At 66.6% G+C, this 24,276-nt stretch carries 23 protein-coding genes; 12 read left to right on the top strand and 11 right to left on the bottom strand.

From position 1 onward, the window contains the following. Positions 1–32 precede the first annotated feature (32 nt). Together CR918_RS04845 and CR918_RS04850 are read left to right on the top strand one after the other, a co-directional pair. Positions 33–1,103 carry a sensor domain-containing diguanylate cyclase gene (locus CR918_RS04845; protein ID WP_025877715.1) on the top strand — a complete coding sequence of 357 codons (1,071 nt, stop codon included), beginning with the start codon at positions 33–35 and terminating at the stop codon, positions 1,101–1,103. A 120-nt stretch (positions 1,104–1,223) separates the two neighbouring features. After that, the gene (locus tag CR918_RS04850; RefSeq protein WP_099842179.1) at positions 1,224–2,384 is read left to right on the top strand and encodes an AAA family ATPase; all 1,161 of its coding nucleotides are present in this window, start codon (positions 1,224–1,226) and stop codon (positions 2,382–2,384) included. Between the two features lie 39 nt (positions 2,385–2,423). Here the strand turns inward: CR918_RS04850 and CR918_RS04855 are convergent, their stop codons facing one another. Then, the gene (locus CR918_RS04855; protein ID WP_099842180.1) at positions 2,424–3,371 is read right to left on the bottom strand and encodes a DMT family transporter; all 948 of its coding nucleotides are present in this window, start codon (positions 3,369–3,371) and stop codon (positions 2,424–2,426) included. 77 nt (positions 3,372–3,448) lie between these two features. Here CR918_RS04855 and CR918_RS04860 point away from each other — a divergent pair, with 77 nt between their 5' ends. Further along, positions 3,449–4,066 carry a Pr6Pr family membrane protein gene (locus CR918_RS04860; protein WP_099842181.1) on the top strand — a complete coding sequence of 206 codons (618 nt, stop codon included), beginning with the start codon at positions 3,449–3,451 and terminating at the stop codon, positions 4,064–4,066. Here the strand turns inward: CR918_RS04860 and CR918_RS04865 are convergent. Both CR918_RS04865 and CR918_RS04870 read right to left on the bottom strand, forming a co-directional pair. Then, positions 3,987–4,865 carry a DUF72 domain-containing protein gene (locus CR918_RS04865; RefSeq protein ID WP_099842182.1) on the bottom strand — a complete coding sequence of 293 codons (879 nt, stop codon included), beginning with the start codon at positions 4,863–4,865 and terminating at the stop codon, positions 3,987–3,989. The two genes, CR918_RS04860 and CR918_RS04865, sit on opposite strands and share 80 nt — an antisense overlap. Then, positions 4,862–5,305, bottom strand: coding sequence for a VOC family protein (locus CR918_RS04870; protein ID WP_099842183.1), 444 nt, complete (start codon positions 5,303–5,305; stop codon positions 4,862–4,864). The genes CR918_RS04865 and CR918_RS04870 overlap by 4 nt, the downstream gene beginning before the upstream one ends. 110 nt (positions 5,306–5,415) lie before the next feature. Here CR918_RS04870 and CR918_RS04875 point away from each other — a divergent pair, with 110 nt between their 5' ends. Both CR918_RS04875 and smrA read left to right on the top strand, forming a co-directional pair. Next, positions 5,416–6,975, top strand: coding sequence for a serine hydrolase (locus tag CR918_RS04875; RefSeq protein ID WP_059063573.1), 1,560 nt, complete (start codon positions 5,416–5,418; stop codon positions 6,973–6,975). Positions 6,976–7,167: 192 nt separating this feature from the next. Further along, positions 7,168–9,000 carry a multidrug efflux ABC transporter SmrA gene (gene smrA, locus CR918_RS04880; protein WP_099842184.1) on the top strand — a complete coding sequence of 611 codons (1,833 nt, stop codon included), beginning with the start codon at positions 7,168–7,170 and terminating at the stop codon, positions 8,998–9,000. A gap of 121 nt (positions 9,001–9,121) precedes the next feature. Here smrA and CR918_RS04885 read toward each other — a convergent pair whose 3' ends face one another. Next, positions 9,122–10,930: a DUF885 domain-containing protein gene (locus CR918_RS04885; RefSeq protein ID WP_025877701.1), complete on the bottom strand. Its 1,809-nt coding sequence runs from the start codon at positions 10,928–10,930 to the stop codon at positions 9,122–9,124. Between the two features lie 112 nt (positions 10,931–11,042). On the opposite strand from CR918_RS04885, the gene CR918_RS04890 reads away from it, so the two are divergent. Then, positions 11,043–11,399 (top strand): GFA family protein, encoded by a 357-nt coding sequence (locus tag CR918_RS04890; RefSeq protein WP_099783365.1) that lies wholly within the window; start codon positions 11,043–11,045, stop codon positions 11,397–11,399. Further along, on the top strand, positions 11,396–12,205 hold the full coding sequence (locus CR918_RS04895; RefSeq protein WP_099842185.1) for a DUF4349 domain-containing protein: 810 nt from the start codon (positions 11,396–11,398) through the stop codon (positions 12,203–12,205). Before CR918_RS04890 ends, CR918_RS04895 begins: the two co-directional genes overlap by 4 nt. A 90-nt stretch (positions 12,206–12,295) precedes the next feature. On the opposite strand, the gene CR918_RS04900 is transcribed toward CR918_RS04895, so the two are convergent. Together CR918_RS04900 and CR918_RS04905 are read right to left on the bottom strand one after the other, a co-directional pair. Further along, positions 12,296–12,589, bottom strand: a complete 294-nt coding sequence (locus tag CR918_RS04900; RefSeq protein WP_025877698.1) for a hypothetical protein — start codon at positions 12,587–12,589, stop codon at positions 12,296–12,298. 69 nt (positions 12,590–12,658) lie between these two features. Beyond that, entirely contained in the window at positions 12,659–13,603 is a 945-nt protein-coding gene (locus CR918_RS04905; RefSeq protein WP_025877697.1) for a LysR substrate-binding domain-containing protein, read from the bottom strand. A gap of 116 nt (positions 13,604–13,719) precedes the next feature. Here CR918_RS04905 and CR918_RS04910 point away from each other — a divergent pair, with 116 nt between their 5' ends. After that, positions 13,720–14,592 (top strand): DMT family transporter, encoded by an 873-nt coding sequence (locus tag CR918_RS04910; RefSeq protein WP_025877696.1) that lies wholly within the window; start codon positions 13,720–13,722, stop codon positions 14,590–14,592. Between the two features lie 530 nt (positions 14,593–15,122). Here the strand turns inward: CR918_RS04910 and CR918_RS04915 are convergent. Further along, on the bottom strand, positions 15,123–16,025 hold the full coding sequence (locus tag CR918_RS04915) for a peptidylprolyl isomerase (RefSeq protein WP_099842186.1): 903 nt from the start codon (positions 16,023–16,025) through the stop codon (positions 15,123–15,125). On the opposite strand from CR918_RS04915, the gene CR918_RS04920 reads away from it, so the two are divergent. The 3 genes from CR918_RS04920 (at position 16,024) to CR918_RS04930 (ending at position 19,071) form a co-directional block, all read left to right on the top strand. Beyond that, positions 16,024–17,625, top strand: a complete 1,602-nt coding sequence (locus CR918_RS04920; protein ID WP_133119668.1) for a HEAT repeat domain-containing protein — start codon at positions 16,024–16,026, stop codon at positions 17,623–17,625. The two genes, CR918_RS04915 and CR918_RS04920, sit on opposite strands and share 2 nt — an antisense overlap. A 94-nt stretch (positions 17,626–17,719) precedes the next feature. Next, entirely contained in the window at positions 17,720–18,085 is a 366-nt protein-coding gene (locus CR918_RS04925; protein ID WP_032975774.1) for a PadR family transcriptional regulator, read from the top strand. Next, the gene (locus CR918_RS04930) at positions 18,082–19,071 is read left to right on the top strand and encodes a sensor domain-containing protein (protein ID WP_099842188.1); all 990 of its coding nucleotides are present in this window, start codon (positions 18,082–18,084) and stop codon (positions 19,069–19,071) included. Before CR918_RS04925 ends, CR918_RS04930 begins: the two co-directional genes overlap by 4 nt. A 169-nt stretch (positions 19,072–19,240) precedes the next feature. On the opposite strand, the gene CR918_RS04935 is transcribed toward CR918_RS04930, so the two are convergent. Both CR918_RS04935 and CR918_RS04940 read right to left on the bottom strand, forming a co-directional pair. Then, the gene (locus CR918_RS04935) at positions 19,241–20,548 is read right to left on the bottom strand and encodes a polyhydroxyalkanoate depolymerase (RefSeq protein ID WP_080149345.1); all 1,308 of its coding nucleotides are present in this window, start codon (positions 20,546–20,548) and stop codon (positions 19,241–19,243) included. 86 nt (positions 20,549–20,634) lie between these two features. Beyond that, a complete protein-coding gene (locus tag CR918_RS04940; RefSeq protein ID WP_059063582.1) occupies positions 20,635–21,231 on the bottom strand; it encodes a class I SAM-dependent DNA methyltransferase in 597 nt (198 codons plus the stop codon). A 148-nt stretch (positions 21,232–21,379) separates the two neighbouring features. Between CR918_RS04940 and CR918_RS04945 the strand changes: the two genes are divergently transcribed. After that, entirely contained in the window at positions 21,380–21,835 is a 456-nt protein-coding gene (locus tag CR918_RS04945; RefSeq protein WP_099844244.1) for a CopD family protein, read from the top strand. Positions 21,836–22,319: 484 nt separating this feature from the next. Here CR918_RS04945 and CR918_RS04950 read toward each other — a convergent pair whose 3' ends face one another. Next, positions 22,320–23,279, bottom strand: a complete 960-nt coding sequence (locus tag CR918_RS04950; protein ID WP_025877686.1) for an acetyl-CoA carboxylase carboxyltransferase subunit alpha — start codon at positions 23,277–23,279, stop codon at positions 22,320–22,322. A 129-nt stretch (positions 23,280–23,408) separates the two neighbouring features. Beyond that, positions 23,409–24,272, bottom strand: a complete 864-nt coding sequence (locus CR918_RS04955; RefSeq protein WP_080149343.1) for a hypothetical protein — start codon at positions 24,270–24,272, stop codon at positions 23,409–23,411. Positions 24,273–24,276: the final 4 nt, after the last annotated feature.

Consider the following 24,276-nt stretch of genomic DNA (forward strand, 5'->3'; position numbering starts at 1 on the left):
CTTTGCGGCGCCCTGCCGGAACGTGACGCTGCATGATCAAGCCCGACAAGCCCGCCAACGAAGCGCTGCGCCTGGAGGCGCTGTACCGCTACCGGATCCTCGATTCCGAGCGCGAACGCTCGTTCGATGACCTGGTGGCCATCGCCAAGGCGGTGTGTGGCACGACCATGGCGGCCGTGACCCTGATCGACGTCGAGCGCCAGTGGTTCAAGTCGATGCAGGGCATCGACGCGACCGAGAACCTGCGCAGCGAGTCGATGTGCGGCCACGCGATCCTGCAACCGCAGGAAATCATGGTGGTTGAGGATGCATTGCAGGACGTCCGCTTCCACGACAATCCGGTGGTGACCGGCGACCCGCATGTGCGCTTCTATGCCGGTGCGCCGTTGATCAGCAGCGACGGCCTGCCGCTGGGAACCCTGTGCGTGTTCGACGCGCGGCCGCAGCAGCTGGCGACCGACAAGGCCGAAGCGCTGGCCGCGCTGTCGCGGCAGGTGATGGTGGTGATGGAGCTGCGCCGTTTCGCCCTGGATATCCAGCGGCACATGCTTGAGCGCAACGATTACGAACGCCTGCTGTCGGAGTATCACGATGTGCTGCTGGCCCAGAATGCCGACCTGGCCGAACAGAGCCGTACCGACGCCCTGACCGGCCTGCCCAACCGGCGGGCACTGGCAGCGGCGCTGGACGAGGCGGTGATTGCCGTCGATGGCCGCGACCGGCAGACCTGCGTGGCCCTGCTGGACATCGATCATTTCAAGCACATCAATGATTTCCAGGGCCACGCGACCGGCGACCGGGTGCTGGCCGAACTGGGGGCGCTGCTGCGCTCGCACTTCGCCGGTGGGGGTCTGGCCGCGCGCTATGGCGGCGAGGAATTCGTGGCACTGATGCCGGACGCGGACCTGCGTACCGCCGAACTGCAATGCGAGTTCCTGCGGGTGGCCGTGTCCAACCTGCCGCTGGGCTTCCCGGTGACCATCAGCATCGGTGTGGCACAGCACCAGCCCGGTGAAACGTCTGACCAGACCCTGGCCCGTGCCGATGCCGCGCTGTACCGGGCCAAGGGCGCCGGCCGCAACCGGGTGGAAGTGGCGCCCTGACCGCCCGCGCGGCTGCGGTGGATCCACGCCATGCGTGGATGGCCCGGGCCTTTGCGTGCAGTCGCAGCCATTGCGATACCCGTACGGCACCCTCAACGTCTCACCGCAAGGACGTCGACCATGCTGCAGACCCTGGCCATCGCCAATTACCGATCGCTGCATGCGCTGGTGCTGCCGATGCAGCGGCTCAACGTGGTCACCGGCGACAACGGCAGTGGCAAATCCAGCCTGTACCGCGCGCTGCGCCTGCTGGCGGAAACCGCGCAGGGCGGTGTTGCAGCGGTACTGGCGCGGGAGGGGGGATTGGGCTCGGCGCTGTGGGCCGGTCCGGAAAAGATCGACCGCCGCGTGCTGGCCGGTGACATCCCGCTGCAGGGCGGGCCGCGCCAGGAATCGGTGGGGCTCAAGCTGGGCTTCGCCACTGATGAATTCGGCTACGCCATCGACCTCGGATATCCGCCACCGAGCCGATCAGCTTTCGCGCTGGACCCGCAGATCAAGGCTGAAGCGATCTGGGCAGGGCCGTTCCTGCGCAGCGCCAATCTGCTGGTCGACCGCCGCGGTGCGTTGGTGCGGCAGCGGCACGCACGCGGCTGGGACCTGGTGGACGACCGTCTTTCGCTGTTCGACAGCCTGTTCACCCAGGTGGGCGATCCGCAGCGCATGCCGGAAGCCATCACCTTGCGCGAGTACATCCGCCGTTGGCGCTTCTACGACCACTTCCGCAGCGATGCCGATGCACCGGCGCGACAACCGGCGATGGCGACCCGCACCCCGGTGCTGCACCACGACGGCCGCGACCTCGCCGCCGCCTGGGTGACGATCCTGGAAGTCGGCGATCCGCAGGCGCTGGCGCGGACGATCGAGGATGCATTTCCGGGAGCGACGGTCAGCTTCGAGGAACTGGATGGCCGACTCGCGCTGCGCTTCCACCAGCCCGGTCTGCTGCGTCCATTGTCGATGGCCGAATTGTCCGACGGCACGCTGCGGTTCCTGTTGCTGGCCGCGGCCCTGCACACGCCACGGCCGCCGCCGCTGCTGGTGCTCAACGAGCCGGAGACCAGCCTGCATCCGGACCTGCTGCCGGCGCTGGCACGGTTGATCATCGCCGCCAGTGCACGCAGCCAGGTCTGGGTGGTATCGCACGCCACGCGCTTGATTGCCGCGCTGGAACAGGCACCGCAGTGCCATTCAATGCACCTGCACAAGGAACACGGGCGTACGCTGCTGAGCGGGCAGGGCCTGCTGGATGCACCGGCCTGGCATTGGCCGCAGCGCTGAGACGGGTGCCGCGAAGATCCACGCAATGCGCGGACGCGCTCAATCGGCGATGTTGCGCGCTTCGGATGTTCCGAGGATTTCCGGATGCTGCACGCGCTTGCGGCGGTTGAGCAGCGGATGCAGGAACACGGCACCGACGATGATCGCCACGCCCAGGTAGAACCACGGGGTGACTTCATGCTGCTCGCGCAGCAGCACCACGGCCAGCAACACGGCGTAGACCGGTTCCAGGTTGGTGACCAGCTGCACGGTGTAGGCGCTGAGGTGGCGCAGCGCGACCAGGGCCAGGGCGAACGGCAGCAGCGTGCAGACACCGGCCAGCACCAGCAGCAGGATGCCGTCGTGCAGGTCGGGAACGATCCACAACGGGCTGGCCAGCGCTGGCAGCAGGTACGGCATCAGCGGTGCCAGCAGGGTCAGGGTGAGCGTGCCCGCGCCAAGTTCCAGCGCGGTGACCGTCAGCGGATCGGCATGGCTGACCATGCGCTTGTTGAGCGAGCCGAACACTGCCACCAGCAGGGCCGAGAGCGCACCGATCAACACGCCCAGGCGCATGCCGTCGGGCACGCCACCCACCACCAGCGCCACACCGGGCAGCACGGCCAGGCCGAAGGCCAGTTCGCGCAGCTGGAAGGGACGCTTGGCCACCCAGGGCTCGATGATCGAGGTGAACACCGGTGCCAGGGCGATGCAGGTGGCGGCAACCGAGGCATTGGCCAGCTTCACCGCGCCGTAGAAGGTCAGCCAATGCAGGGCCACCAGCGCGCCGATACCGGCATAGCCGGCGACCAGCCGCAGCGGCAACGTGCGCAGCCCGCGCCAGACCCGCGGCAGCAACGCCAGCATTGCCACCACCAGCAGCATCCGCCACCACACCAGCGGCAGCGCCTGCAGAGTGATCAACTTGCCGAGGATGGCGGTGACGCCCCACAGCAGGACACAGAAGTGGATCTGCCAAAGCGCTTTGCGGGTGTCGGGTGTGCTCATCGGCGTATTGTGAGGCAAGCCGCATCGGCGGGCGATGCCTGTGGCATGCTCGCGGCGTTGCCACGAGGGAGCCGTGCATGCCTGCTGCCCGTTTTCTTCTGCTGCGCGGCTGGGCGCTGCTGACCGCGCTGGTCGCGGCAGCATCGCTGCTGCTGCAGTTTGCCCTGCTGATGCGCGGCATCGGCGCCAGCCTGGGACCCGGCGTGGCGAGCCTGCGCTTCTTCAGCTACTTCACCATCCTCAGCAATCTGGCCGTGTGCCTGGGCTGCCTCTGGCTCTGCAGCGGCCGCGCACTGCGACCTACGGTAGCCGCCACCCTGGCACTGTGCATCGGCGTGACCGGCCTGATCTATCTGCTGGCGCTGCAGGGGCTGTGGCAGCCAACTGGCCTGCAATGGTGGGCCGATGCCGGATTGCACTACGTGGTGCCGATGCTGTATCTGGCCGGTTGGGCGGGGCTGCTGCCACATGGTGGCCTGCGCTGGCGTGCGTTGGGTGTGGTGCTGCTGGTGCCGCTGGCCTACCTGGGCTGGGCGATGCTCACGGCCTCGTGGCTGGGCAGCGCACCGTATCCGTTCCTGGAAGTACAGCGGATCGGTTCGCGTGCATTCGGCCTCAGCGTGCTGCGCGTCGGCGGGGTGTTCGTGCTGGTCTGGACACTGCTGTGGGCAGTGGACCGCTGGCGCCGTCGATGACCCGCTGCAGCGCCATCGCCGCCGCCGGATTGCGCACCTTGCCGGCGCCGATGCACAGCAGGTAGACCTCGCGCGGCGCGGCAGGGGACGGTGCGGCCAGGCAGGGCAGGTCGTCCACCGCCTCACCCCGGGCCCAGCACCGCGCGCGCGTGGCCCAGCGCTGCTGCATCGGCTGGGGAAGACCTTCGGCCAGTCTGGCCTGGCTGCGTTTGATCCGTGCATAGACGAAGCCCGCGGTGATGTCGCCATGCAGCGGCGATTCGTCGCTGTCTTCGATCACCAGGGCCACGCCATGCCGGCGCGCCGCTTGCACCAGTTCCGGCCCATGGACGCTGGCGTTGCGCACCTCCAACGCATGCTGCAACCCCGTTCCATCCAACTGCCTGGGCAGCTGTGCCATGAAGGCATCCAGCGCTGCGGCATCGGCCGGGTGCTGCGGGTCGAACTGCCAGAGCAACGGGCCCAGCCGGTCGCCCAGCGCGACGGCCGCCTGCAGGAACGCGCTGGCCGCCTCGATCGTGGACGACAGGTCGCGACGCTGCACCAGATGACGCGGGGCCTTCATCGAGAACCGGAAACCTTCCGGCGTCTGCGCTGCCCACTGCGCGCACTGGGCAGCTGTCGGGGTGCGGTAGAAGGTGCCGTTGATCTCGATGCAGCGCAACGCACGACTGGCATAGGCCAGCTCTTCGCGCTGGATCAGTCCTGGCGGATAGAAGGCGCCCCCACGCCATTGCGGGAACACCCAGCCGCCGATACCGCAGCGGACCGGCGCTGCAGACGCTTGCCGTGCCGTCATTGCGTGTGTTCCGCCCGCCACGGATCGTAACTGCCGAACCACCACAGGTAGCCCTCCGGGTCGGCGCAGGCATAGCCACGTCCACCGTAGCCCTGGTCGGCAATGTCGATGACGATGCGCGCACCGGCAGCCTTGGCCCGGGCATAGTGGGCGTCGACATCGGTGACGATCACGCAGGCACTCTGGGTCTGCCGGCCGCCGACTTCATCGGGCATCACCGCCAGCTTGGCCCATTCGCCGCTGTTGCTGGCAGATCCGAGCATGATCATGCCCTGGCCGAATACCAGCTGCGCGTGATGCACCGTATTGCCGTCGGCATGCACGGCCTGCGCGTGGAAACCGAACGCGCGCTGCAGCCAGTCGATGGCCGCCAGCGCATCGCGGTAGCGCAGGCACGGAATGATGGTGGAGCCGTTGCTGCTCTGGCCGTTCGCAACCATGGTACCCCTCCTATGGCACAGGGCAGGCTGCACCCGGGGCCGTTACCATCGCGCGAAACCCCGGTGACGGCCTGCACATGGCCGCTACCCCTGTTCGGAGATGGTGCTGGATGAAAACCTGGATCGGAGGAGCCGTGCTGCTTGCGTGCACGACCATGGCCAATGCGGCGACCCCGCAGCAGCTGCAGGACCTGGATGCGACCGTGGAGCGCGTGCGCGCGCAGTTCGACGTGCCCGGTATCGCCGTGGCCGTGGTCAAGGACGGGCAGGTGGTGCTGGAACGCGGCTGGGGCGTGCGTGAGCTGGGCAAGCCGGCGCCGGTCGAGGCCGATACCCTGTTCGCCATCGCCTCCAACACCAAGGCCTTCACTGCCACCTCGCTGAATCTGCTGGCCGAGGACGGCAAGCTGAAGATGGACGACAAGGTGATCGACCACCTGCCATCGTTCCGCATGTCCGATCCGTTCGTGACCGGGCAGATGACGATCCGAGACCTGCTTTCCCACCGCAGTGGCCTGAGCCTGGGCGCGGGCGACCTGCTGTTCTGGCCCACCACCTCCTACAGCAATGCCGAAGTCGTGCAGCGCCTCGGCCAGGTGCCGCTGAAGGGCGGTTTCCGCGAGCGCTATGCCTACGACAACATCCTGTATGCGGTCGCCCAGCAGGTGATCGAGCACGTTTCAGGCATGAGCTACCAGCAGTTCCTGCAGACACGCATCTTCGACAAGGTCGGCATGGCCGGCACGCGCTACAACGCCGATCACCTCAAGGCCGGCGACAATGCTGCGGTCGGCCACGCCAAGTACGATTTCAAGGACCTGCGCACCGTTGCACCGTTGACCTGGTCGAACAATGCCGGTGCCGGTGGCATCTATTCCAGTGCCCACGACATGGCGCGCTGGATGCAGGTGCAGCTGGCCGAAGGCAAGCTGGCCGATGGCACTGCGCTGTTCACCGCCAAGAGCCAGCAGCAGATGTGGCAGATGATCACGCCGCAGACGATCCCGGCGCCGAGCGTGCCGGAGCTGGCACCGGCGCGGGCCAACTTCGCCGGCTATGGCGAGGGCTGGAGCCTGAGCGACTATCGCGGGCAGAAGCTGGTCTGGCACACCGGTGGCTGGCCGGGCATGGTTTCGCGGCTGACCCTGGTGCCGGGCGAGAAGCTGGGCGTGGTGGTGCTGACCAACCAGGAAGTGGGTGCGGCCTTCAATGCGATCACGCTGAGCGTGCTCGATGCCTACCTTGGCGGTGAAAAGCACGACTGGGTGGATGCCTATGCCAAGGGCGTGGCCAAGGGCCAGGACAAGGCCGACGAAGCGTGGGCCAAGCACCAGGCCGAGCGTGACAAGGGCAGCAGGCCGTCGTTGCCGCTGGCCGGGTATGCGGCCACCTACCGCGACCGCTGGTATGGCGACATGGTGGTGACGGCGGAAGGCAAGGGCCTGCGCCTGCGCTTTGCGAAGACCGCACAGCTGAGCGGCCGCCTGGAGCACTGGCAGCACGACACCTTCATCGTGCGCTGGGACGACCGCTCGCTCAATGCCGATGCGTTCGTCAATTTCAGCCTGGACCCGGATGGAAAAGTGCGCGAGGTGCGCATGCAGCCGATCTCGGACCTGACCGATTTCAGCTTCGATTTCCAGGACCTGCTGTTCACGCCGGTGAAATGACGCCGCCGGGCGCGGCGCTACCGTTTGGCCGAGCGGACGGGTAGCGCCGGACCACGTCCGGCGAGCGCGTAGCGCGGTTGCAGGCGATCCGCCGGGCATGGCCCGGCGCTACCCGGAACCGGTAATGATCGTCGGCCGGCGTACACACGCGGCGTGGGATACTCCGCCGGCTATCGATGGCGAGGGAATGCGATGTTCCGTTGGTTTGAATCCCTGATTCCGGTGTTTCCGCCCATTGACGGGCGCATGCCGCCGCGCACCGTGGTGCCGTTCTACCTGCATTACCTGCGGCCGGTGTGGCCGGTGCTGCTGGCCACTCTGGTCGCCGGCCTGCTGCTGGCGCTGGTGGAAGTGGCGATGTTCGATTTCCTCGGCCGCATCGTCGACATGGTTGCCGAGCAGCCCGGCGCGGACTTCTTCCAGCGCCATGCCGATACGCTCGGCTGGATGCTGTTCATCACCGTCATCGCGCGCCCGATCCTGGTCGGCCTGCACAACCTGCTGGTCAACCAGGCCATCGTGCCGGGGCTGAGCAATCGATCGCGCTGGCTGATGCACAACTACGTGGTGCGGCAGAGCCTGAGCTTCTTCCAGAACGACTTCGCCGGCAGCATGGCCAACCGGGTCATGCAGACCGGTACCTCGCTGCGCGAGTCGGCGGTGCAGATGGTCGATTCGCTGTGGTACATCGTGGTCTATACCGGCACCGCGCTGTACCTGTTCGCGCAGGCCGACTGGCGGTTGATGGTGCCGCTGATCCTGTGGCTGCTGGCCTACGTGGTGATCATGATCTACTTCGTGCCGCGCGCGAAGGAGCGGGCCTGGATCGCCTCGGAGGCGCGCTCCAAGGCGATGGGACGCATCGTCGATGGCTACACCAACATTCCCACGCTGAAGCTGTTCGCCCACGGCGGCCGCGAGCAGGCCTATGTCGCCGATTCGATCCAGGAGCTGGCGGTCAAGCACCGCGCGCAGACCCGGATCACCACCGGCATGGACCTGACCATCGCCATCGTCAATGGTTTCCTCATCGCCGGCACCTGTGGCCTGGCACTGTGGCTGTGGAACGGCGGACACATCACCGTCGGCGCGATCACCCTGGCAACCGGCCTGGTGATCCGCATCCACAACATGTCCGGCTGGATCATGTGGACCATCAACGGCATCTTCGAAGACATCGGTACCGTGCAGGATGGCATCACCACCATCGCCCAGCCGCTGACCGTGCAGGACCGCGAGGATGCGGTGCCGCTGCAGGTGACTCGTGGCGGTGTGCACTTCCAGGATGTCCATTTCCATTACGGCAAGAAGGGCGGCGTGATTGCCGGCCTGGACCTGGTGGTGAAGCCGGGCGAGAAGATCGGCCTGGTCGGCCCCTCCGGTGCCGGCAAGTCGACGCTGGTGAACGTACTGCTGCGGCTGTACGACCTGGAAAGCGGTCGCATCCTGATCGATGATCAGGACATCGCCTACGTCACCCAGGAAAGCCTGCGCCAGCAGATCGGCGTGGTCACCCAGGACACCTCGCTGCTGCACCGTTCGATCCGCGACAACCTGCTGTACGGCCGTCCCGATGCGACCGACGCGCAGCTGCGCGCGGCCGTGGCCAAGGCGCGCGCGGAGGCCTTCATCGACACGCTGGTCGACGGGGAAGGGCGTCGTGGCTACGACGCGCATGTCGGCGAGCGCGGGGTGAAGCTGTCCGGTGGCCAGCGCCAGCGCATCGCCATTGCCCGTGTGCTGCTGAAGGACGCCCCGATCCTGGTGCTGGACGAGGCGACCTCGGCACTGGACTCGGAAGTGGAAGCGGCCATCCAGGACAACCTGGACGAGCTGATGGGCGGCAAGACGGTGATCGCGATCGCCCATCGCCTGTCGACCATCGCGCGCATGGACCGGCTGGTGGTGATGGACCAGGGCCGGATCGTCGAGACCGGTAGCCATGCCGAGCTGATCGGGGCCGGTGGACTGTACGCGCGCTTGTGGGCACGGCAGACCGGTGGTTTTGTAGCCGCGGAGCAATGACCAACACCGCACGGTGGATGCGCAACAGTAGATCCACGCCATGCGTGGATGCTGTGCCACACGGATAAAGAAACGGCCCGGGTTTCCCCGGGCCGTTCCCATTCAACTCACACCCGATCCCTCACTCGATCGGCTGGTCCAGCATCAGCTGGCGTGCGAAGCGCACCGGCGGTGCGCCGTAGGACAGCATCTGGTCGTGGTAGGCCTTCAGGTTGAACTTGTCACCCAGCTTGTCCTGCATCGCCTTGCGGGTGTCGAAGTGTTCCTGCGCACCGACGAAGTAGGTCGGCAACTGAGCCGAGGTCAGCTGCGCACGCACCCACTTGCCCGAGGCTTCGCTTTCCTGCTGGAAGGCGTCGTGGGTCATCAGGTGCATCGCCTTCTCGCGATCCCAGTTGTCCACGTGCACACCCTGGTCGAGGATCGCGTTGGAAATCGTGCGCAGGTAGAACTTCAGCTGCACCAGGTGGAACAGCGGGTCGTTGTTGAGGTACCCCTGCTCCTGCATCATGCGCTCGGTGTAGACCGCCCAGCCTTCGGCGAACAGGCCCGAGCGCAGCACCGCGCGCAGGGTGGAGGGGAACTTGGCCGAATGCCAGCCTTCCAGATAGTGGCCCGGGGTGCCCTCGTGGATGCTCAGCAGGTGGATCATGCGCGAGTTGTATTCGCGCAGGAACGAATCGACCTGCTTGTCGTTCCAGTCGTCCGGAATCGGCGAAACCGCGTAGAAGGTCTTCAGGTTCTTGTCCAGCGGGCCCGGCGAATCGCAATAGGCCACGGCCACGCCACGCTGGAATTCCGGCATCAGGATGATGTCCACCGGCGCGTCGGGCAGGGTCATCAGGTCGTGCTCGCGGACGAACGCAGTGGACTGCTCCAGTGCGGCCTTGGCGTCGTCGACCACCTTGTCGCGCGCCGGCTTGTCAGCGTAGGCCAGCTCCAGCGCGGCCTCGATCGCCTTCTGCTGCTGTTCGTCGGTCGGCTGCGCCGGCATTTCCGGTGCGCCCGGCTTGTCCTTCAGCACGGTCTGCGCGATGCCGTACATGTCCTCGCGCACGCGCTTGAGTTCGGCGCGTGCACGCTCACCGATCTCCTGCCGCGACAGCGAGGAATTCAGCGCGAACTTGAGCTTCTGGTCGTACTTTTCCGCACCGATGCGGAAGTCACCCTTGGCGTTCGGCACCAGGGTCTTGTCCAGCCAGGTCTGCTGTTCGTCCACGGCCTTCTTCAGGCCGTCGATGGCGGCCTGCAGGCGCTGCTGGTCGGCCTGCGGCAGCTCGCCGATGTGCGGGGTGATGAAGGTATCGACGATGCTGAGGATGCCCTTGTTCTGCTTGGCCACCGTCTCGGCATGGATCTTCGGCACGCGCGCCGGATCCAGGTTTTCGCGGGCCTGGGCGAAGATCGCCGGCAGTTTCTCCATGCGCGCGGTGGCGGCCTTCAGGCGCTCGGGCAGCGGCGCGAACTCGCGTGCCATCAGGCCGTAGATCGCGCTGCCGGCAACGCCGTTGTACAGCTGCGGATCCCACTTGCCGGACTGCATGACCTCGGCATTCCAGATTTCCGACTGCAGCTGGTTGCGCAGGATCGCTGCATCCACCTGGTTTTCGCGGCCCAGCTTGGCCACCTCGATCTTGTCCAGCTCGCCCAGCAGGCCCTTGTAGGCGTCCACGGTCTTCTGCTGGCCGGCCGCGCTCAGGTCGTCGATCTCGCTGTCATAGCGGTGGTCGCCGATCTGGGTGGCGCTGACCGGAGACAGCTGCATCCAGGTATCCAGGGCGCGCTTGGACAGGTCGGCGAAGGCGGCGTCGACCGCCGCATCACCAGCCTGCTGGCTGGCGGCCGGGGTGGAACCGTTGGTCGGGGCATCGGCCGGCTGGCAACCGGCGAGGGCGGCGACGAGGGCGAGGGCAAGAAGATGCGGGCGCATCGGCATTCCTGTACGGGGTCAATCCTCGAGCATAGGCCCCCGGGGCTGCTTTGTCCCCGTGCCATAGGATTACCATGGGTGCATACAAGGACTCTCCAGCGGAGCGCGGGACATGGAATACCAGGGAAGCTGCCATTGCGGCAGGATCGCATTCACCGTGCAGGCCGACGCCCCCATCAAGGACGTCATCGACTGCAACTGCTCGATGTGCCGCCGCCGCGGCAGCCTGCTCTGGTTCGCCCCGCGCGAGGCGTTCCAGCTGGGCACCGATATCGCCGACGTGGCGACCTACCAGTTCAACACCCATAACATTGATCACCATCACTGCCGCGAGTGCGGCACCGCGCCGTACAGCGAGGCGGTGGACCCGCGCAGTGGCCAGCCGATGGTGGCGATCAACGTGCGCTGCCTGCCACAGGTCGAGCTGGGTGGGCTGTCGATCACCGCGTTCGACGGAGCCTCGCGATGACGGCGCCTCGCGTGTGGACGCGCGTGGTTATCATGCCGGCATTGCTGCTGGTGCTGGCGGCCTGTGCCAAGAACGGTGAGCGAGCGCAGGAGGCCGGCGCAGTCGCTGCCGATGCCGATGCCGCTGTCGCTTCGCCGGAAGGCGCTTTCCTGGCCTACGAGCACGATGTGCAGGTGCAGCTGGAAGCAGCGCAGATCGCCCCGCGCATCCAGCAGGTCGCACAGGCGTGCCAGAACGCGAAGTTCGGTGAGTGCGCGGTGCTGCAGGTGGATCAGCGCAGTGGCGAACAGCCCAGTGGCGAAGTCAAGGTACGCATCGCGCCGAAGGGCGTGGAATCGCTGATCGGCCTGGCCGGCGAGGGCGGCAAGCTGCAGGCGCGCAACACGCGTGCCGAGGACCTGGCCCAGCAGGTGGCCGACACCGCGCTGACCAAGGCTCGGCTGGAGAAGGAGCACGCGCGGCTGCTGTCCTACCAGGACCGCGGCGATCTGAAGATCGAGGATCTGATGGCGATCACCACGCGCCTGTCGGAGATCGAGGCGGGTGTGGAGCAGGCCAACAAGGTCGCCGCCCAGCAGCGCAGGCGCATTGATACCCAGCTGGTGACCATGCACTTCGACACGACGTCCGGCCAGCGCAGCCGCAGCGAGATCGGCGAAGCGTTGAGCGAGTCGGGCAGCATTCTCAGCACCAGCGTGGCATTCCTGATCCGTGCCGCGGCCGCTTTGCTGCCGGTGGGCGTGGTAACGCTGGTGATGGCCTGGATCGTCCGTGCGCTGATCCGTCGCCGACGCCGCAAGCCCTGATCGAACCGCGCCCCGTATTCGCCGGGCATGGCCCGGCGCTACCGACGTGCCTCGAGCATCGGGTAGCGCCGCGCCATGCTCGGCGGACGCTCAGCCTTCGTCGGTCTCGTATTCGACGAACACATCCAGTTCCAGCGCCAGTTCCTGCACCGCATCGCGCACTTTCTGCGCGGTGCTCTCGTTGCCTACTTCCACTTCCAGTTCGTGGGTGCCCGGGCCGATGTCGTCGGACAGGCCGGCCGAGCTGGAATCATCGTCATCCATGTGCGGCATCAGGTCGTCGGTCTCTTCGACGTGTTCGATGCCTTCCAGGCCGAGCAGCAGGTCGCTGATCGCGCGGGCATCATCTTCGGTTCCGGTAATTCTCAGTCGCAGCAGGGCCATGGCGGAAGCACGTTGTGGGGTTCGCCTGCAGCCTAGCCAGCGCTGGGCAAAGATCGGGTGAGGGCGCAGTCAGCCGGGTGTGCTCGGGCGGCCCAGCAGACTGTCCGGCAACGCCGGTACCGGCGTGCGCTCATCCGCTGCCTGGCCCAGCAGCCAGTCGATGAACAGCCGTGCGGCGGGGCTGGGCGGTCGCCCTTCGGCATGCACCACGTAATAGGCATAGCGTGCCTTCAGTGCAGGGCCAGGCAGGCGTACCAGCTCATAGCGCTGCAGGTACGGCTGGGCGACGTGGGTGCGCGCCAGCACCGCGCCCATGCCGTACACCGCCGCGCGCATCGCATCGGTACTGTCGGCAAAGGTGTGCATTGCCGGCAGCGGTGACGGCGGACGCACGCCGGCATGGCGGAACCAATCGCGCCAGCCTTGTGGTGACAGATCGCTCAGCAGCGGCAGCTCGGCGATGCGTGCCGGGTCCTGCAGTGCTTCGACTCCCGGCAGCGCGGGGGACGCGACGGGAAACAGGTTGTCGTCCATCAGGTGCTGCGCGTGCAGTCCGGGCCATTGGCCCAGTCCGTAGCGGATGCCGACCTCCGGGCCGTTCTCGTCGTAACGGTCCAGGCCACTGCCGGTGTGCAGCTCGATGCGGATGTGTGGATGGGCCTGGGTGAAACGCGGTAGCCGTGGCAGCAGCCAGCAGTACGACAGCGAGCGCAGCGTCGCGATCCGCAGCGGCACGCTGTCCGCGTCCGGCTGCAGATGGTGGGCGACGGCAGCGACATCGGTGAACGCCGCGCTGGCGGCGTCGGCCAACTGCCGGCCTTCGGCGGTCAGGCGTACCCCGCGTGCATGGCGCAGGAACAGGCGCGTGGCCAGCACCTCTTCCAGGCGCCGCACATGGTGGCTGACCGCGCTGGCGGTCAGATGCAGTTCCTGCGCGGCCTGGGCGAAGTTCTGATGGCGCGCAGCGACCGCGAAAACGGCCAGGGCGGGAAGCAGGGAAGGGCGTAGCAGCATGTCCAGCCTCAAACCATATTTGTGGCTGGCAGCGATACTACGCGCTTGTGCAGCGGGCGTCTGCGGCTGATCCTGTGTGGCCGGAACAGCGCCACGATGACGAACGGACAGAGCACATGAATGCGATACCCCAAGCGACCGAGCGTGATTGGCGCACACCGCTGGAATTGACCCTGCTCGGCGCGATCTGGGGCTGCTCGTTCCTGTTCATGCGGGTGGCGGTGCCTTCATTCGGGCCGTTCGCCCTGGTCGAGGTACGGCTGGTGCTGGGCGCACTGGTGTTGCTGCCGTTCCTGTGGCGCGCACGCGCGCAGTTCCCACCGCGCCGCTGGTTGTGGTTGGCGCCGATCGGCCTGGTCAATTCGGCGTTGCCGTTCGTGCTGTTCGCTTACGCCGCAGAGCGTGCGCCGGCTGCGATCGGTGCGATCTGCAATGCGATGACGGTGCTGTTTGCCGCACTGATCGCCTTCCTGTTCTTCGGCGAGAAGATCGGTGTACGCCGTGCCGGCGCGCTGCTGGTGGGTTTTGCCGGCGTGGTGGTGCTGGCCACGGCCAAGATCTCGGGGCTGAGCATCGGCACGGCCGTACTTGCCGGTGCCGCCGCCTCGCTGCTGTACGGCTTGGGCGTGAACCTGGTGAAGCGGCACATGACCGGTCTGCCCTCGGCTGCTGCAGCCGCTGCCACGTTGTCGTGCGCCTCATTGTGGTTGTTGCCGATGGCGCTCACTCATCTGCCGCAGGGTCCGATCCCAGGCAAGGCATGGGGCGCGGCGATCGCGCTGGGCGTGGTCTGCACCGGATTCGCCTTCCTGATGTTCTATCGCCTGATCGGCCGCATCGGCCCGTCGCGCGCGTCAACGGTGACCTATCTGGTTCCGCTGTTCGGCGCTGCGTTCGCCTGGTTGTTCCTGGGCGAGCCGGTGACGCTGCAGATGCTGATTGCGGGTGCGTTGATTCTGGGTAGCGTGGCGGTGAGTCAGAAGGGCTGACGGCGCCGACGCAGCGTCGTCCGACACACTGGTAGTGCCGGGCGCTGCCCGGCAGCCTTTTCCCGCGCCTGCGGGGAGGCGTCACTTTCTTTGCTCGTGCAAAGAAAGTAACCAAAGAAGCACGCCGCCAGGTCGCGAGCCGGTGCTGCGCACCGGTGCCCTGCGCTCCTCGGTCCGTCGAGGGACGGCGCGCAGAAGTCAGCCGACCAACAGTCGGCTCTACAGGACATCGGCGCCTCTTCGCCCTCGCCGGACCTGCGGTGCTCGGCTCGCTCAAGGCGGACTGGAAGGTCAAGACCAACAGCAAGAGCATCCACGCATGGCGTGGATCTACTGGGTGCAGCTGCGGCCTTTGATCTGGGTCCGCCTTGAGCGAGCCGAGCATCGCAGGGGACCGACGTGCGCAGCACGGCGGCTCGCGACCGGCGGCGCGTTTCTTTGGGTTACTTTTCTTTTCGCGCGAAAAGAAAAGTGACGTCCATGAACGATGAAGCGCCTTCAGCACGCGCCACGCGCAGGAAGCCAGCCTCCTACCGCACCGGCACCGGAATATTGCACAGGTCGATATGCCCCGCCGGGCGCTTGTAGAAATCATCCACGCGGTTGCGCCGCGCTTCCACCGTATCGGCGAAGGTCTTTGAATCCGTGCGCAGCACCTGGATCGGCGTGCGCTCGGCCGCAGGCACGTCACTGGCGCGGCGGATCGACACGATCGGTGTGCGCAGCTTCGGGTCGGTGTAGAAACCCATCGGTGCCGGTCCACGCTGGATCGCACTGAGCAGTTCCATGCCCTTCAGCACGCGGCCGACCAGGGTGATGTTGCGGTCCAGCTGGCGCGGCGATTGGCCAGTCACCACGTAGAGTTCTGCACCGATGCTGCTGTCTTCCTCGTTGCTGCGGCCCGCACCCAGCATGCCGTAGCAGTGCGCCAGCCAGGCCTTGCCGGCCTGCGGGTCCTGACCGACCGGGAAGCCGTCGACGAAGCCGGTCTGCGCTGCCCAGCCATCGCGATCCGGCAGCACGCTCACCTTCAGGCCGGCGCTGGCGCGCTCGAACTCGGCCGGCAGCTTGCGCTGCGCGCTGCCGAACGGCTTGGCCTTGGCGGCATCGTCGGCGTCGGCATCGCCGAACTGCACCACGAAGTTGTCCTGCGAACGGTAGATGCTGGTGCCGTCCCAGAAGTGTTCGTGGGCGAAGGTCTGGATGTTGGCGACATGGCGCGGGGCGAACTGCGGCGCCAGCTCGATGATCACCCGCCCGGCCGGCAGGTCCATGTACAGCAGGTTGGCCGGGTCCGGCGTGCGCCAGTCGCTGGCCGCCGAGGCATCAAGGATCTGCTGCGGGCTGCGGTAGGGTGTGGCTGCGCTGGCCATTGCGGGCAGCAGGCAGGCCAGGGCGAGGGCGGTCAGGGCAAGACGGCGACGGTGCGGCATGGGATCCCCGGAACATGAACGAGGCGTCGATTCTGCGCGAGTCGCTGCTGTTGCGCCAATCCTGCAGACTGGCTGTCGCGCCGCCCCTGCGGCACGATGTGCTTCCTTTGCATGGACGCACGAAATGCCAATGCTGGATCCAGGGGCCAAACTGCAGGCGATGGTCGATGGCTATCTGAAAGGCAATATCGATGACGGCGAAGACGGTGTCGGCTGGCTGCATGCACAGTCGCCACGGATGCTGGTCGATATCGATGGCCGCCGGCGCAGTTGGTGGGCGCCGCGGAGCAGTGAGCTGCTCGAATGCCTTCGGGTCAGTCCGCAGGCACCCGCCGCAGTGAAGGCGGCTGCGTTGTTTCTCGCCGGCGCGGACGGCAATGGTCGCACGCGTCAGGCGGCGCTGCAGCGGATGGACGCCCTTGCAGGGCGTCTGACGCTTTCCAGTGCGTTGCTGCGCTGCAATGACTGGGTCCCTGAGGTGCGGGTTGTAGCCCAGCAGGTGGTGGAAGTTCTGCTGTCCCGCTGCAGCATCGACGACGTGCTGGCAGCGTGGCCGCTGGCGGTTCGCTTGCAGGATGCGCAACGGGTGGATGCCGATTGGCGCAGGGATACGCTGGAGGGCTGGCTATCGGCGCCCTCGCAGCGGGCAGTGCTGGGTGGACTGCTCGTCCATCGTGACTCACTCACGCGGCTGAGCGCCCATGCGATCGCCTTCGATGTCCACCCGGAGCGTGTGGCGATCCGTGCGCGTGCGCTGCGGGACAGCGATCCGCGCATTGCGCGCATGGCCTTCCAGGACCTTCTCGATGAGGGCGACCCATCGCAGGTGGTGGAGCAGTGCAGCATCGCGCTGACGGCTCCCTCCAGCCAAGTGCGCGCGTCGGCCCTGCGTACGTTGGTGGCGCATGAGGTGGAAGGGATCGACGTGTTTGTCGAGGATGCACTGTTCGACCGTGCACGGGCCGTCCGCAGTCTGGCGGCATTCCTGGTGCGGCAGCGCCACGCAACGCCGGCCATCGAGTTGTGGCGCAGCGCATTGGCGCAGCAGACAGCGGGGCGCTGGCGCGTGGCGCTGGAAGCGCTGGCCGACCATGCCGTCGCTGAGGACGTTGCACTGTTGCGGTCGCTTTATCCACGGGTGACGGCGCGCCATCGGCGGAATTGCGTACGAGGCTGGATACGGGCCGAGGGCGGCGCAGGGCTGGCGTTGCTGCGCGTTGCGCTGGAGGAGCCGGGGCGAAGCATCCACGAACTGTTGACCCACGCGCAGGCGGACTGGGTAGCCGAACTGGACGCCCCCCGGCTGCTGGCGTTCTGCCACGACGGTCCTTCCCCGGTGGCTCAGACCGGGCTGCTTCGGCTGCTGCCCCACGTGCCGTTGTGGCAGCATCTGGAACTTCTGCTGGATGCGGTCCCGCAGAGGCAGGACGAACGTGCATGGCATCTGCGCCTGGTGGAGAACTGGCTTCGAGTGAGCGAGGGTTACTCACCGCTGTCGGCAGCGCGCAGACAGGCCCTGCTGACCCGCCTTGAACACGGTGGGCACGACCTCTCCAATGCAATGGCACAGCGGCTGGCTGAGGCGGTCCGCCAAGCCTGATGTGGCCGGTACCCAACCGGCAGAGTGACTAACGACACATTCGCTATACCGAACTTCGCACTACTGTGGACTTCAACGTAGTGGAGGGCCGGTCATGTCCGAGGACGATGTCCACCTGAAGAAGTTCCAGAAGGAGCTCAGCGCCGGCACCGTGTCGCTGGCCCTGCTCGCAGTGCTGGCCCGCGCCGGTGAGCCGCTGTACGGCTACCTGATCGCCAAGGAGCTGGAACGGGTGGGCGAGGGCGTGCTCAGTGGCAAGCAGAGCGCGCTGTACCCGGTGCTGCGCAACCTGGAGGGCGCCGGCCTGCTGGAGAGCCATGTGGAGCCGTCCAGCAGCGGGCCGCCGCGCCGCTACTACCGCATCAATGCGCGTGGCCGGGAGGTGCTGCAGCAATGGCGCCAGGCCTGGCGCGACACCCGTGATTCCGTCGATTCCGTGTTGGAGGGGGTACCGCAATGAACGACCTGGACCTGGCAGGCAACCGTCTGCCCAGCACCATCCCGCAGTACCTGGCGCAGCTGCGTGCCGCGCTGGCCGGTGCCGATCCGGCGATGGTGCAGGATGCCCTGTACGACGCCGAGGAATACCTGCGCTCTGAACTGGCGGCGCAACCCGGCCGCAGCGAAGCCGAGGTCATCGCCGACGTCGCCGGCAGCTACGGCGCACCGGACGAGGTGGCGGAGATCTACCGCGAAACCGAGCTCACGGTGAACCGCGCGCTGCGCACGCCGCGGGCCGACACCGGCCCGGTGCTGCGTGCAGCGGCCGAGGCCAGCGGTGCTGCACCGGCGGCACAACCAGCAGCGCCCGTGCAACGCTCGCTGCTGGCGCGTTTCTTCGGCGTAGTGACGGACCCGCACACCTACGGCGCGCTGTTCTACATGCTGTTGTCGCTGGCCACCGGCATCTTCTTCTTCACCTGGGTGGTCACCGGTCTGTCGCTGTCGCTGGGCCTGCTGATCCTGATCATCGGCGTCCCGCTGACGGTGCTGTTCTTCGGCTCGGTGCGTGGACTGGCGTTGCTGGAAGGGCGGCTGGTGGAAGCGCTGCTGGGCGAGCGCATGCCGCGCCGGCCGCAGTACACCGACCGCAGCCGCAGCTGGCTGCAGCGTATCGGCGACATGTTCACCGATGGCCGCACTTGGCTGACCCTGCTGTACTTCGTGCTGATGCTGCCGCTGGGCATCATCTACTTCACCATCGCGGTGACCCTGCTGTCGCTGTCGCTGGGCTTGATCTGGGCACCGGTGGCGGCGATCTTCAGCGGCGACATCCCCGGCATCTACATCAACGACGTGAACGTGCTGCCGATGGCAGCCTCGCCGCTGGTGGCGATCGTGGTAGCAGCGGTGGGTGTGTTGCTGCTGCTGCTGACGATGCACCTGGCACGCGGCATCGGCAAGCTGCACGGCATGCTGGCCAAGAACCTGCTGGTGCGCTTGTAAGGCAGCGATCTGTTCTCTGGTGAGTGCCGACCTCGGTCGGCACTTCGCCATGGTAGGTGCCAACCTTGGTTGGCACGAACCATCAGGTGTCAGTACGCTTGAAAGAGCGCCAACCAAGGTTGGCATCTACCGAAAGCGCCAACCAAGGTTGGCATCCACCAGGGACGTGCTACCCCGCCTTGCGGCGCAGCGGGGTGACGTTGCTCTTCTTCTTCGTGGCCTTCGATGCCGGGGCTTCGGCATGCGCGGCGAAGAAGTCACGCACCTTCGGGTACACCACTTCGCGCCAGCGGCGGCCGCTGAAGATGCCGTAATGGCCGGCACCATCCACGATGAAGTGTTCACGGCGTTCGGCCGGTATACCGCTGCACAGTGCCTGCGCCGCTTCGGTCTGGCCGAGGCCGGCGATATCGTCCAGCTCGCCTTCGATGCTCAGCAGCGCGGTATCGCGGATTGCCGACGGGTCGACCTTTTCGCCATTGACCACCCACTCGCCACGCGGCAGCAGGAAGTCCTGGAACACCACGGAGATGGTGTCCAGGTAGTACTTGGCCGGCATGTCCAGCACCGCGTTGTACTCGTCGTAGAAGCGACGGTGCGCGTCGGCATCCTCCAGGTCGCCCTTCACCAGGTCGGTGTAGAAATCCCAGTGCGAGCTGAAGTGGCGGCTGGGATTCATCGACAGGAAGCCGGCGTGCTGCAGGAAACCGGGATACACGCGGCGGCCGGCACCGGGATAGCTGGCCGGCACGGTGTGGATGACATTGTTCTCGAACCACGACAACGGGTTCTGCGTCGCCAGGTTGTTGACCGCGGTCGGGCTGCAGCGCGCATCGATCGGGCCACCCATCATCACCAGCGTGCGCGGCGTCGGTTCGCCGCGGCTGGCCATCAATGAAACCGCGGCCAGCACCGGTACGGTCGGCTGGCAGACACTCACCACGTGCAGGCGCTCCACGCCAAGGTGGCGGATGAACTCCTGGATGTAGGCGATGTAGTCGTCCAGCCCGAACTCGCCCTCGCTGCCGGGCACCATGCGCGCGTCGACCCAGTCGGTCACATAGACGCGATGGTCGCGCAGCAACGTGCGCACGGTGTCGCGCAGCAGCGTGGCGTGATGACCCGACAACGGCGCCACCACCAGCACGAACGGCTGGTTGAGCATGGTGTGCAGCTGGTCGGCTTCATTGCTGTGGCGCTTGAAGCGCAGCAGCTTGCAGAACGGCTTGCTGAGTTCCTCGTGCACCACGATCGGCACGCGCTCGCCCTCGACCTCGATTTCGTTGATGCCCCATTCGGGCTTCTCGTAATCCTTGCCGATGCGATGGAACAGCTCATTGACCGCCGCCAGGCGATCAGCGCCGGGCATCTGCGACCACCAGTGTCCCTGGTTGGCGAAGAACTTGGCGTTGGCCTGGGCCTGGTGCACCCAGGGGGCGAGCAGGTTGCGGGTCAGTTCGTGCAGTTGATAGAGCATGCCGACCGAATATGTATGGTCTTATGTTGCCGCGCAGCATAGCGCATCCGACTGTCCCGGACGTTAAGCAGACGCACTGGCCGTATTCAGCGGGCCGCCTGTTCCAGCGCAGTGGCTTCGGTGGCCAGTGCTGGCCCCAGCCAGAGGTGGGACCCGACTGCCTGCAGGCCTTGGCGCGTCAGCTCGCGCCGGTACCAGCGGGCCGGGCGCGACTGGAAGCCGTCATGGTCGCCCTCGAATTCATCTTCGGCGGCAAAGGTCTCCAGGAAGGCCACCCCTGCGGTCAGTTCGGCCAGCCCGGCCAGGCCCGCGCGCAGTTCGCGGTTGGGCACGTAATGCATCACGTCCGAACAGATCAGCAGGTCGACCGGGGCGCAGGGGCGCAGCCAGGCGAAATCGCCGAAGCTGGCCAGGTGCAGGTTGCGGGTGCGGCCGTAGCGGCGCACAGCGTACTCGCTGCTGTCGAAACCGAGGTATTCGACCTTCGGACGCAGTTTCAGCAGCGGTGCGCGCCACGCACCTTCGCCGCAGCCGATATCCAGCACGCTGCGGATCGGTCGTTCCAGGTAGTACTCGGCCGTCGCCACGGCGAGGGCGACCTTGCGCGCCAGGCGCGCGCTGCCGCCGATGTCGGCGTGCCGGTACCAGCGCTGGAAGTAGGCGGCGTCGTAGGTCTTGTCCATGGCGTTCGGGTGCAGTCGTGAAATCGGCGCCTATCGTACGGCGTTGCAGCACGTCATGCGTCGATGTGTCGCGGCGGTTGCACGTGAGGTGGCCTCGTCAGCGCATGCGAGAATGGCGGACATCCACGCCAGCCGCCGGAGCGAGCGCATGCAGAGCTATTACTGGGTCAAGACCTTCCACATCGTGTTCGTGGTGGCATGGATGGCCACGGTGTTCTACCTGCCGCGCATCCTGGTGAACCTGTCCGAGACGGCGGGGCAGCCGGCGGTGGTCGAGCGCCTGCAGCTGATGGGCATGCGCCTGTATCGCTTCGGCCATTCGATGTTCGGCCTGGCGTTCGTGCTCGGCCTGGTGCTGTGGCTGGGCTACAAGGTGATTCCGGATTTCCCGACCATGGTCGCCCCGGGTGGCGCGGGATGGCTGCACGCCAAGCTGGGCCTGGTGGTGGTGCTGCTGGCGTACTTCATCTGGATCGGGCGGCTGCTCAAGGGCGTGGCCAGGGGCAGGGCGCTGCCGTCGTCGCGCGCGCTGCGCTGGATCAACGAGATCCCGCTGCTGGCCTTCATCCCGATCGTCTGGCTGGTGCTGGCCAAGCCGTTCTGAGATATGGAGCTCTCGAACATGTCACTTTCTTGCTCGTGCAAGAAAGTAACCAAAGAACACGCCGCCAGGTCGCGAGCCGGTGCTACGCACCGGTGCCCTGTGCTTCTCGGTGAATCAGGGGACGGCGCCGAACTCGCTGCGCTCAGACATCGGCGCCTCTACGCCCCTGATTCCCCTGCGATGCTCGGCTCGCTAAAAGGCGGACCCAACGTCAAACGCCGCACCTGCACCCAGTAGATCCACGCCATGCGTGGATGCTTTTCGCTCCGCTTTCCCAATCCGCCTTCAAGCGAGCCGAGCACCGGAGGTCCGGCAAGGGCGTAGAGGCGCGGATGTTTGAGCGTAGCGAGTTCCGCGCCGTCCCTTGGCGGACTGAGGAGCGCAGGGAACCGGTGTGCAGAGCACACCGGCTCGCGGCTGGCGGAGCGTTTCTTTTGGTTACTTTTCTTTTCGCGAAAAGAAAAGTAACGCCTCGAGCACAGGCTCAGGCCGCTTCGTAAGTACCGTAGCTGCGCAGGCGCTTGTAGCGCTGGTCCAGCAGCTCTTCGGTGGACAGCGCATCCAGCGCGTCCAGCTCGTTCAGCAGCACGGCCTTCAGTCGCTTGGCCATCTGCGTCGGGTTGCGGTGGGCGCCGCCGGTCGGCTCGCGCACGACCTTGTCGACCAGGCCCAGGCCCTTCAGGCGCGGCGCGGTCAGGCCCAGCTGCTCGGCAGCATCCTTGGCCTTGCCGGCATCCTTCCACAGGATCGAAGCACAGCCTTCCGGGGTGATGGTCGAGTACACCGCGTATTCCAGCATCACGGTACGGTCGCCCACGCCCAGCGCCAGTGCGCCACCGGAGCCGCCTTCACCGATCACGGTGCAGATGATCGGCACCTTCAGTTCGGCCATTTCGATCAGGTTGCGCGCGATCGCTTCGGACTGGCCGCGTGACTCGGCATCGATGCCCGGCCAGGCGCCGGCGGTGTCGATCAGGGTCAGCACCGGCAGGCCGAAACGCTCGGCCATCTTCATCAGGCGCAGCGCCTTGCGGTAGCCCTCGGGCTTGGGCATGCCGAAGTTGCGCTTGATCTTTTCCTTGGTGTCGCGGCCCTTCTGGTGGCCGATGACCATCACCGACCGGCCATTGATGCGGGCCAGGCCGCCCATGATCGCCTTGTCGTCGGCGAAGGCACGGTCGCCGGCCAGTTCCTGGAACTCATCGCAGATGATGCGGATGTAGTCGGCGGTGTACGGGCGCGACGGATGGCGGGCCAGCTGCAGCACCTGCCACGAGGTCAGGTTGCGGAAGATCTGTGCGGTGCGCACGCGCAGCTTGTCCTGCAGCGCATGCACTTCGGCCTCGACATTGACCGCCGGCCCGGCACTGGCGTTGCGCAGTTCCTGGATCTTGGCTTCCAGGTCGGCGATGGGTTGCTCGAAGTCGAGGTAGTTCGGATTCATCGGAAGCCGTCGTGTAAAGAAGAGGGGAATTCTAGCCGAATGCGCAGGAACGGCCCGTACGCCTTCGTCTGGAAGCCGACGGTAGCGCAGTGGGGGCCGGCGGCGCCAGTCGGTCCGCCGGCCGCCGGTTCAGGGCAGGACCAGCGCGCTGCGGGCCATTTCGGTACTGCGGATCGTCACGAAGTCGTTGTAGGCCTGGTTGGCCGCCACCGGCAGCTTCGCGCCCAGCGTCATGGTGGCCTGGGTGAAGGCCATCTGCGCCTGGAAGTCTTCCTTGCGCAGGGCCTTCTGCTCGCTGGCCGTGGTGGCCTTCAGCCAGCGGGCATAGATGTCGCGCACCGGACCGGCATGGGCCTCGAAGGCCGGGTCCAGCGCGGGCAGCGCCGGCGCCGGTTCCAGCGTGTAGGCCGGGGCCACGTAGCCGGCGGGCTGCTCGCGCTTGTAGGCACCGGGTTCGCCCATGCTGGCCTCGATGTAGGTGATGAACTCCGGCGCGGTGAAGATCTTGGTGCTGATCCGGCCGCCGGTCGAGTCCACGTGCGCAACCACCTGCTCCTCGGGGAACGGCTCGCGCACGCCGAAGTTCCAGGTCTTGTCGATGAACAGGCCGTGGTGCTTTTCGAACGGTCCCTTGAACTCGACGCCGCCCAGCTCGATGCCCAGGCCGCTGACACCGAAGTTCTTCAGCTTGTCCTCGCCGGTTACATAGATCTCGCGCGCCGTCACGTACTCGCTGAGGCTGGGATTGATCAGGCCGCCGCGGCCGTCGGCGTAGACGATGAAGCGCACATCGCCCAGGCGGTCGGTATGCAGGTGATGCTCACCGGCAGCCAGGCTGATCGGTCGCGACGCGTGCGCGGCCACCGGCAGGTCCTTGCCATCGATGCTGATCGCCAGCGGCGCATCGGTCGGGTTGTCGATCTCGAAATCGACCTTGGAGGAACAGCCGGCCAGCGCGAGCGCGGCCATCATCGGCAACAGCAGGTTCTTCATTACG

The sequence above is a fragment of the Stenotrophomonas indicatrix genome (genome assembly GCF_002750975.1).
Classification (GTDB): domain Bacteria; phylum Pseudomonadota; class Gammaproteobacteria; order Xanthomonadales; family Xanthomonadaceae; genus Stenotrophomonas; species Stenotrophomonas indicatrix.

What these genes read in the sequence shown, in the direction of transcription:
- CR918_RS04920 (WP_133119668.1), top strand. Translation starts at nt 16,024, where the DNA reads ATGGGATCCCCGGAACATGAACGAGGCGTCGATTCTGCGCGAGTCGCT.
- CR918_RS04845 (WP_025877715.1), top strand. Translation starts at nt 33, where the DNA reads ATGATCAAGCCCGACAAGCCCGCCAACGAAGCGCTGCGCCTGGAGGCG.
- CR918_RS04865 (WP_099842182.1), bottom strand. Translation starts at nt 4,865, where the DNA reads ATGACGGCACGGCAAGCGTCTGCAGCGCCGGTCCGCTGCGGTATCGGC.
- CR918_RS04925 (WP_032975774.1), top strand. Translation starts at nt 17,720, where the DNA reads ATGTCCGAGGACGATGTCCACCTGAAGAAGTTCCAGAAGGAGCTCAGC.
- CR918_RS04955 (WP_080149343.1), bottom strand. Translation starts at nt 24,272, where the DNA reads ATGAAGAACCTGCTGTTGCCGATGATGGCCGCGCTCGCGCTGGCCGGC.
- CR918_RS04895 (WP_099842185.1), top strand. Translation starts at nt 11,396, where the DNA reads ATGACGGCGCCTCGCGTGTGGACGCGCGTGGTTATCATGCCGGCATTG.
- CR918_RS04900 (WP_025877698.1), bottom strand. Translation starts at nt 12,589, where the DNA reads ATGGCCCTGCTGCGACTGAGAATTACCGGAACCGAAGATGATGCCCGC.
- CR918_RS04930 (WP_099842188.1), top strand. Translation starts at nt 18,082, where the DNA reads ATGAACGACCTGGACCTGGCAGGCAACCGTCTGCCCAGCACCATCCCG.
- CR918_RS04890 (WP_099783365.1), top strand. Translation starts at nt 11,043, where the DNA reads ATGGAATACCAGGGAAGCTGCCATTGCGGCAGGATCGCATTCACCGTG.
- CR918_RS04935 (WP_080149345.1), bottom strand. Translation starts at nt 20,548, where the DNA reads ATGCTCTATCAACTGCACGAACTGACCCGCAACCTGCTCGCCCCCTGG.
- CR918_RS04870 (WP_099842183.1), bottom strand. Translation starts at nt 5,305, where the DNA reads ATGGTTGCGAACGGCCAGAGCAGCAACGGCTCCACCATCATTCCGTGC.
- CR918_RS04875 (WP_059063573.1), top strand. Translation starts at nt 5,416, where the DNA reads ATGAAAACCTGGATCGGAGGAGCCGTGCTGCTTGCGTGCACGACCATG.
- CR918_RS04915 (WP_099842186.1), bottom strand. Translation starts at nt 16,025, where the DNA reads ATGCCGCACCGTCGCCGTCTTGCCCTGACCGCCCTCGCCCTGGCCTGC.
- CR918_RS04940 (WP_059063582.1), bottom strand. Translation starts at nt 21,231, where the DNA reads ATGGACAAGACCTACGACGCCGCCTACTTCCAGCGCTGGTACCGGCAC.
- CR918_RS04910 (WP_025877696.1), top strand. Translation starts at nt 13,720, where the DNA reads ATGAATGCGATACCCCAAGCGACCGAGCGTGATTGGCGCACACCGCTG.
- smrA (WP_099842184.1), top strand. Translation starts at nt 7,168, where the DNA reads ATGTTCCGTTGGTTTGAATCCCTGATTCCGGTGTTTCCGCCCATTGAC.
- CR918_RS04860 (WP_099842181.1), top strand. Translation starts at nt 3,449, where the DNA reads ATGCCTGCTGCCCGTTTTCTTCTGCTGCGCGGCTGGGCGCTGCTGACC.
- CR918_RS04855 (WP_099842180.1), bottom strand. Translation starts at nt 3,371, where the DNA reads ATGAGCACACCCGACACCCGCAAAGCGCTTTGGCAGATCCACTTCTGT.
- CR918_RS04885 (WP_025877701.1), bottom strand. Translation starts at nt 10,930, where the DNA reads ATGCGCCCGCATCTTCTTGCCCTCGCCCTCGTCGCCGCCCTCGCCGGT.
- CR918_RS04950 (WP_025877686.1), bottom strand. Translation starts at nt 23,279, where the DNA reads ATGAATCCGAACTACCTCGACTTCGAGCAACCCATCGCCGACCTGGAA.
- CR918_RS04850 (WP_099842179.1), top strand. Translation starts at nt 1,224, where the DNA reads ATGCTGCAGACCCTGGCCATCGCCAATTACCGATCGCTGCATGCGCTG.
- CR918_RS04945 (WP_099844244.1), top strand. Translation starts at nt 21,380, where the DNA reads ATGCAGAGCTATTACTGGGTCAAGACCTTCCACATCGTGTTCGTGGTG.
- CR918_RS04905 (WP_025877697.1), bottom strand. Translation starts at nt 13,603, where the DNA reads ATGCTGCTACGCCCTTCCCTGCTTCCCGCCCTGGCCGTTTTCGCGGTC.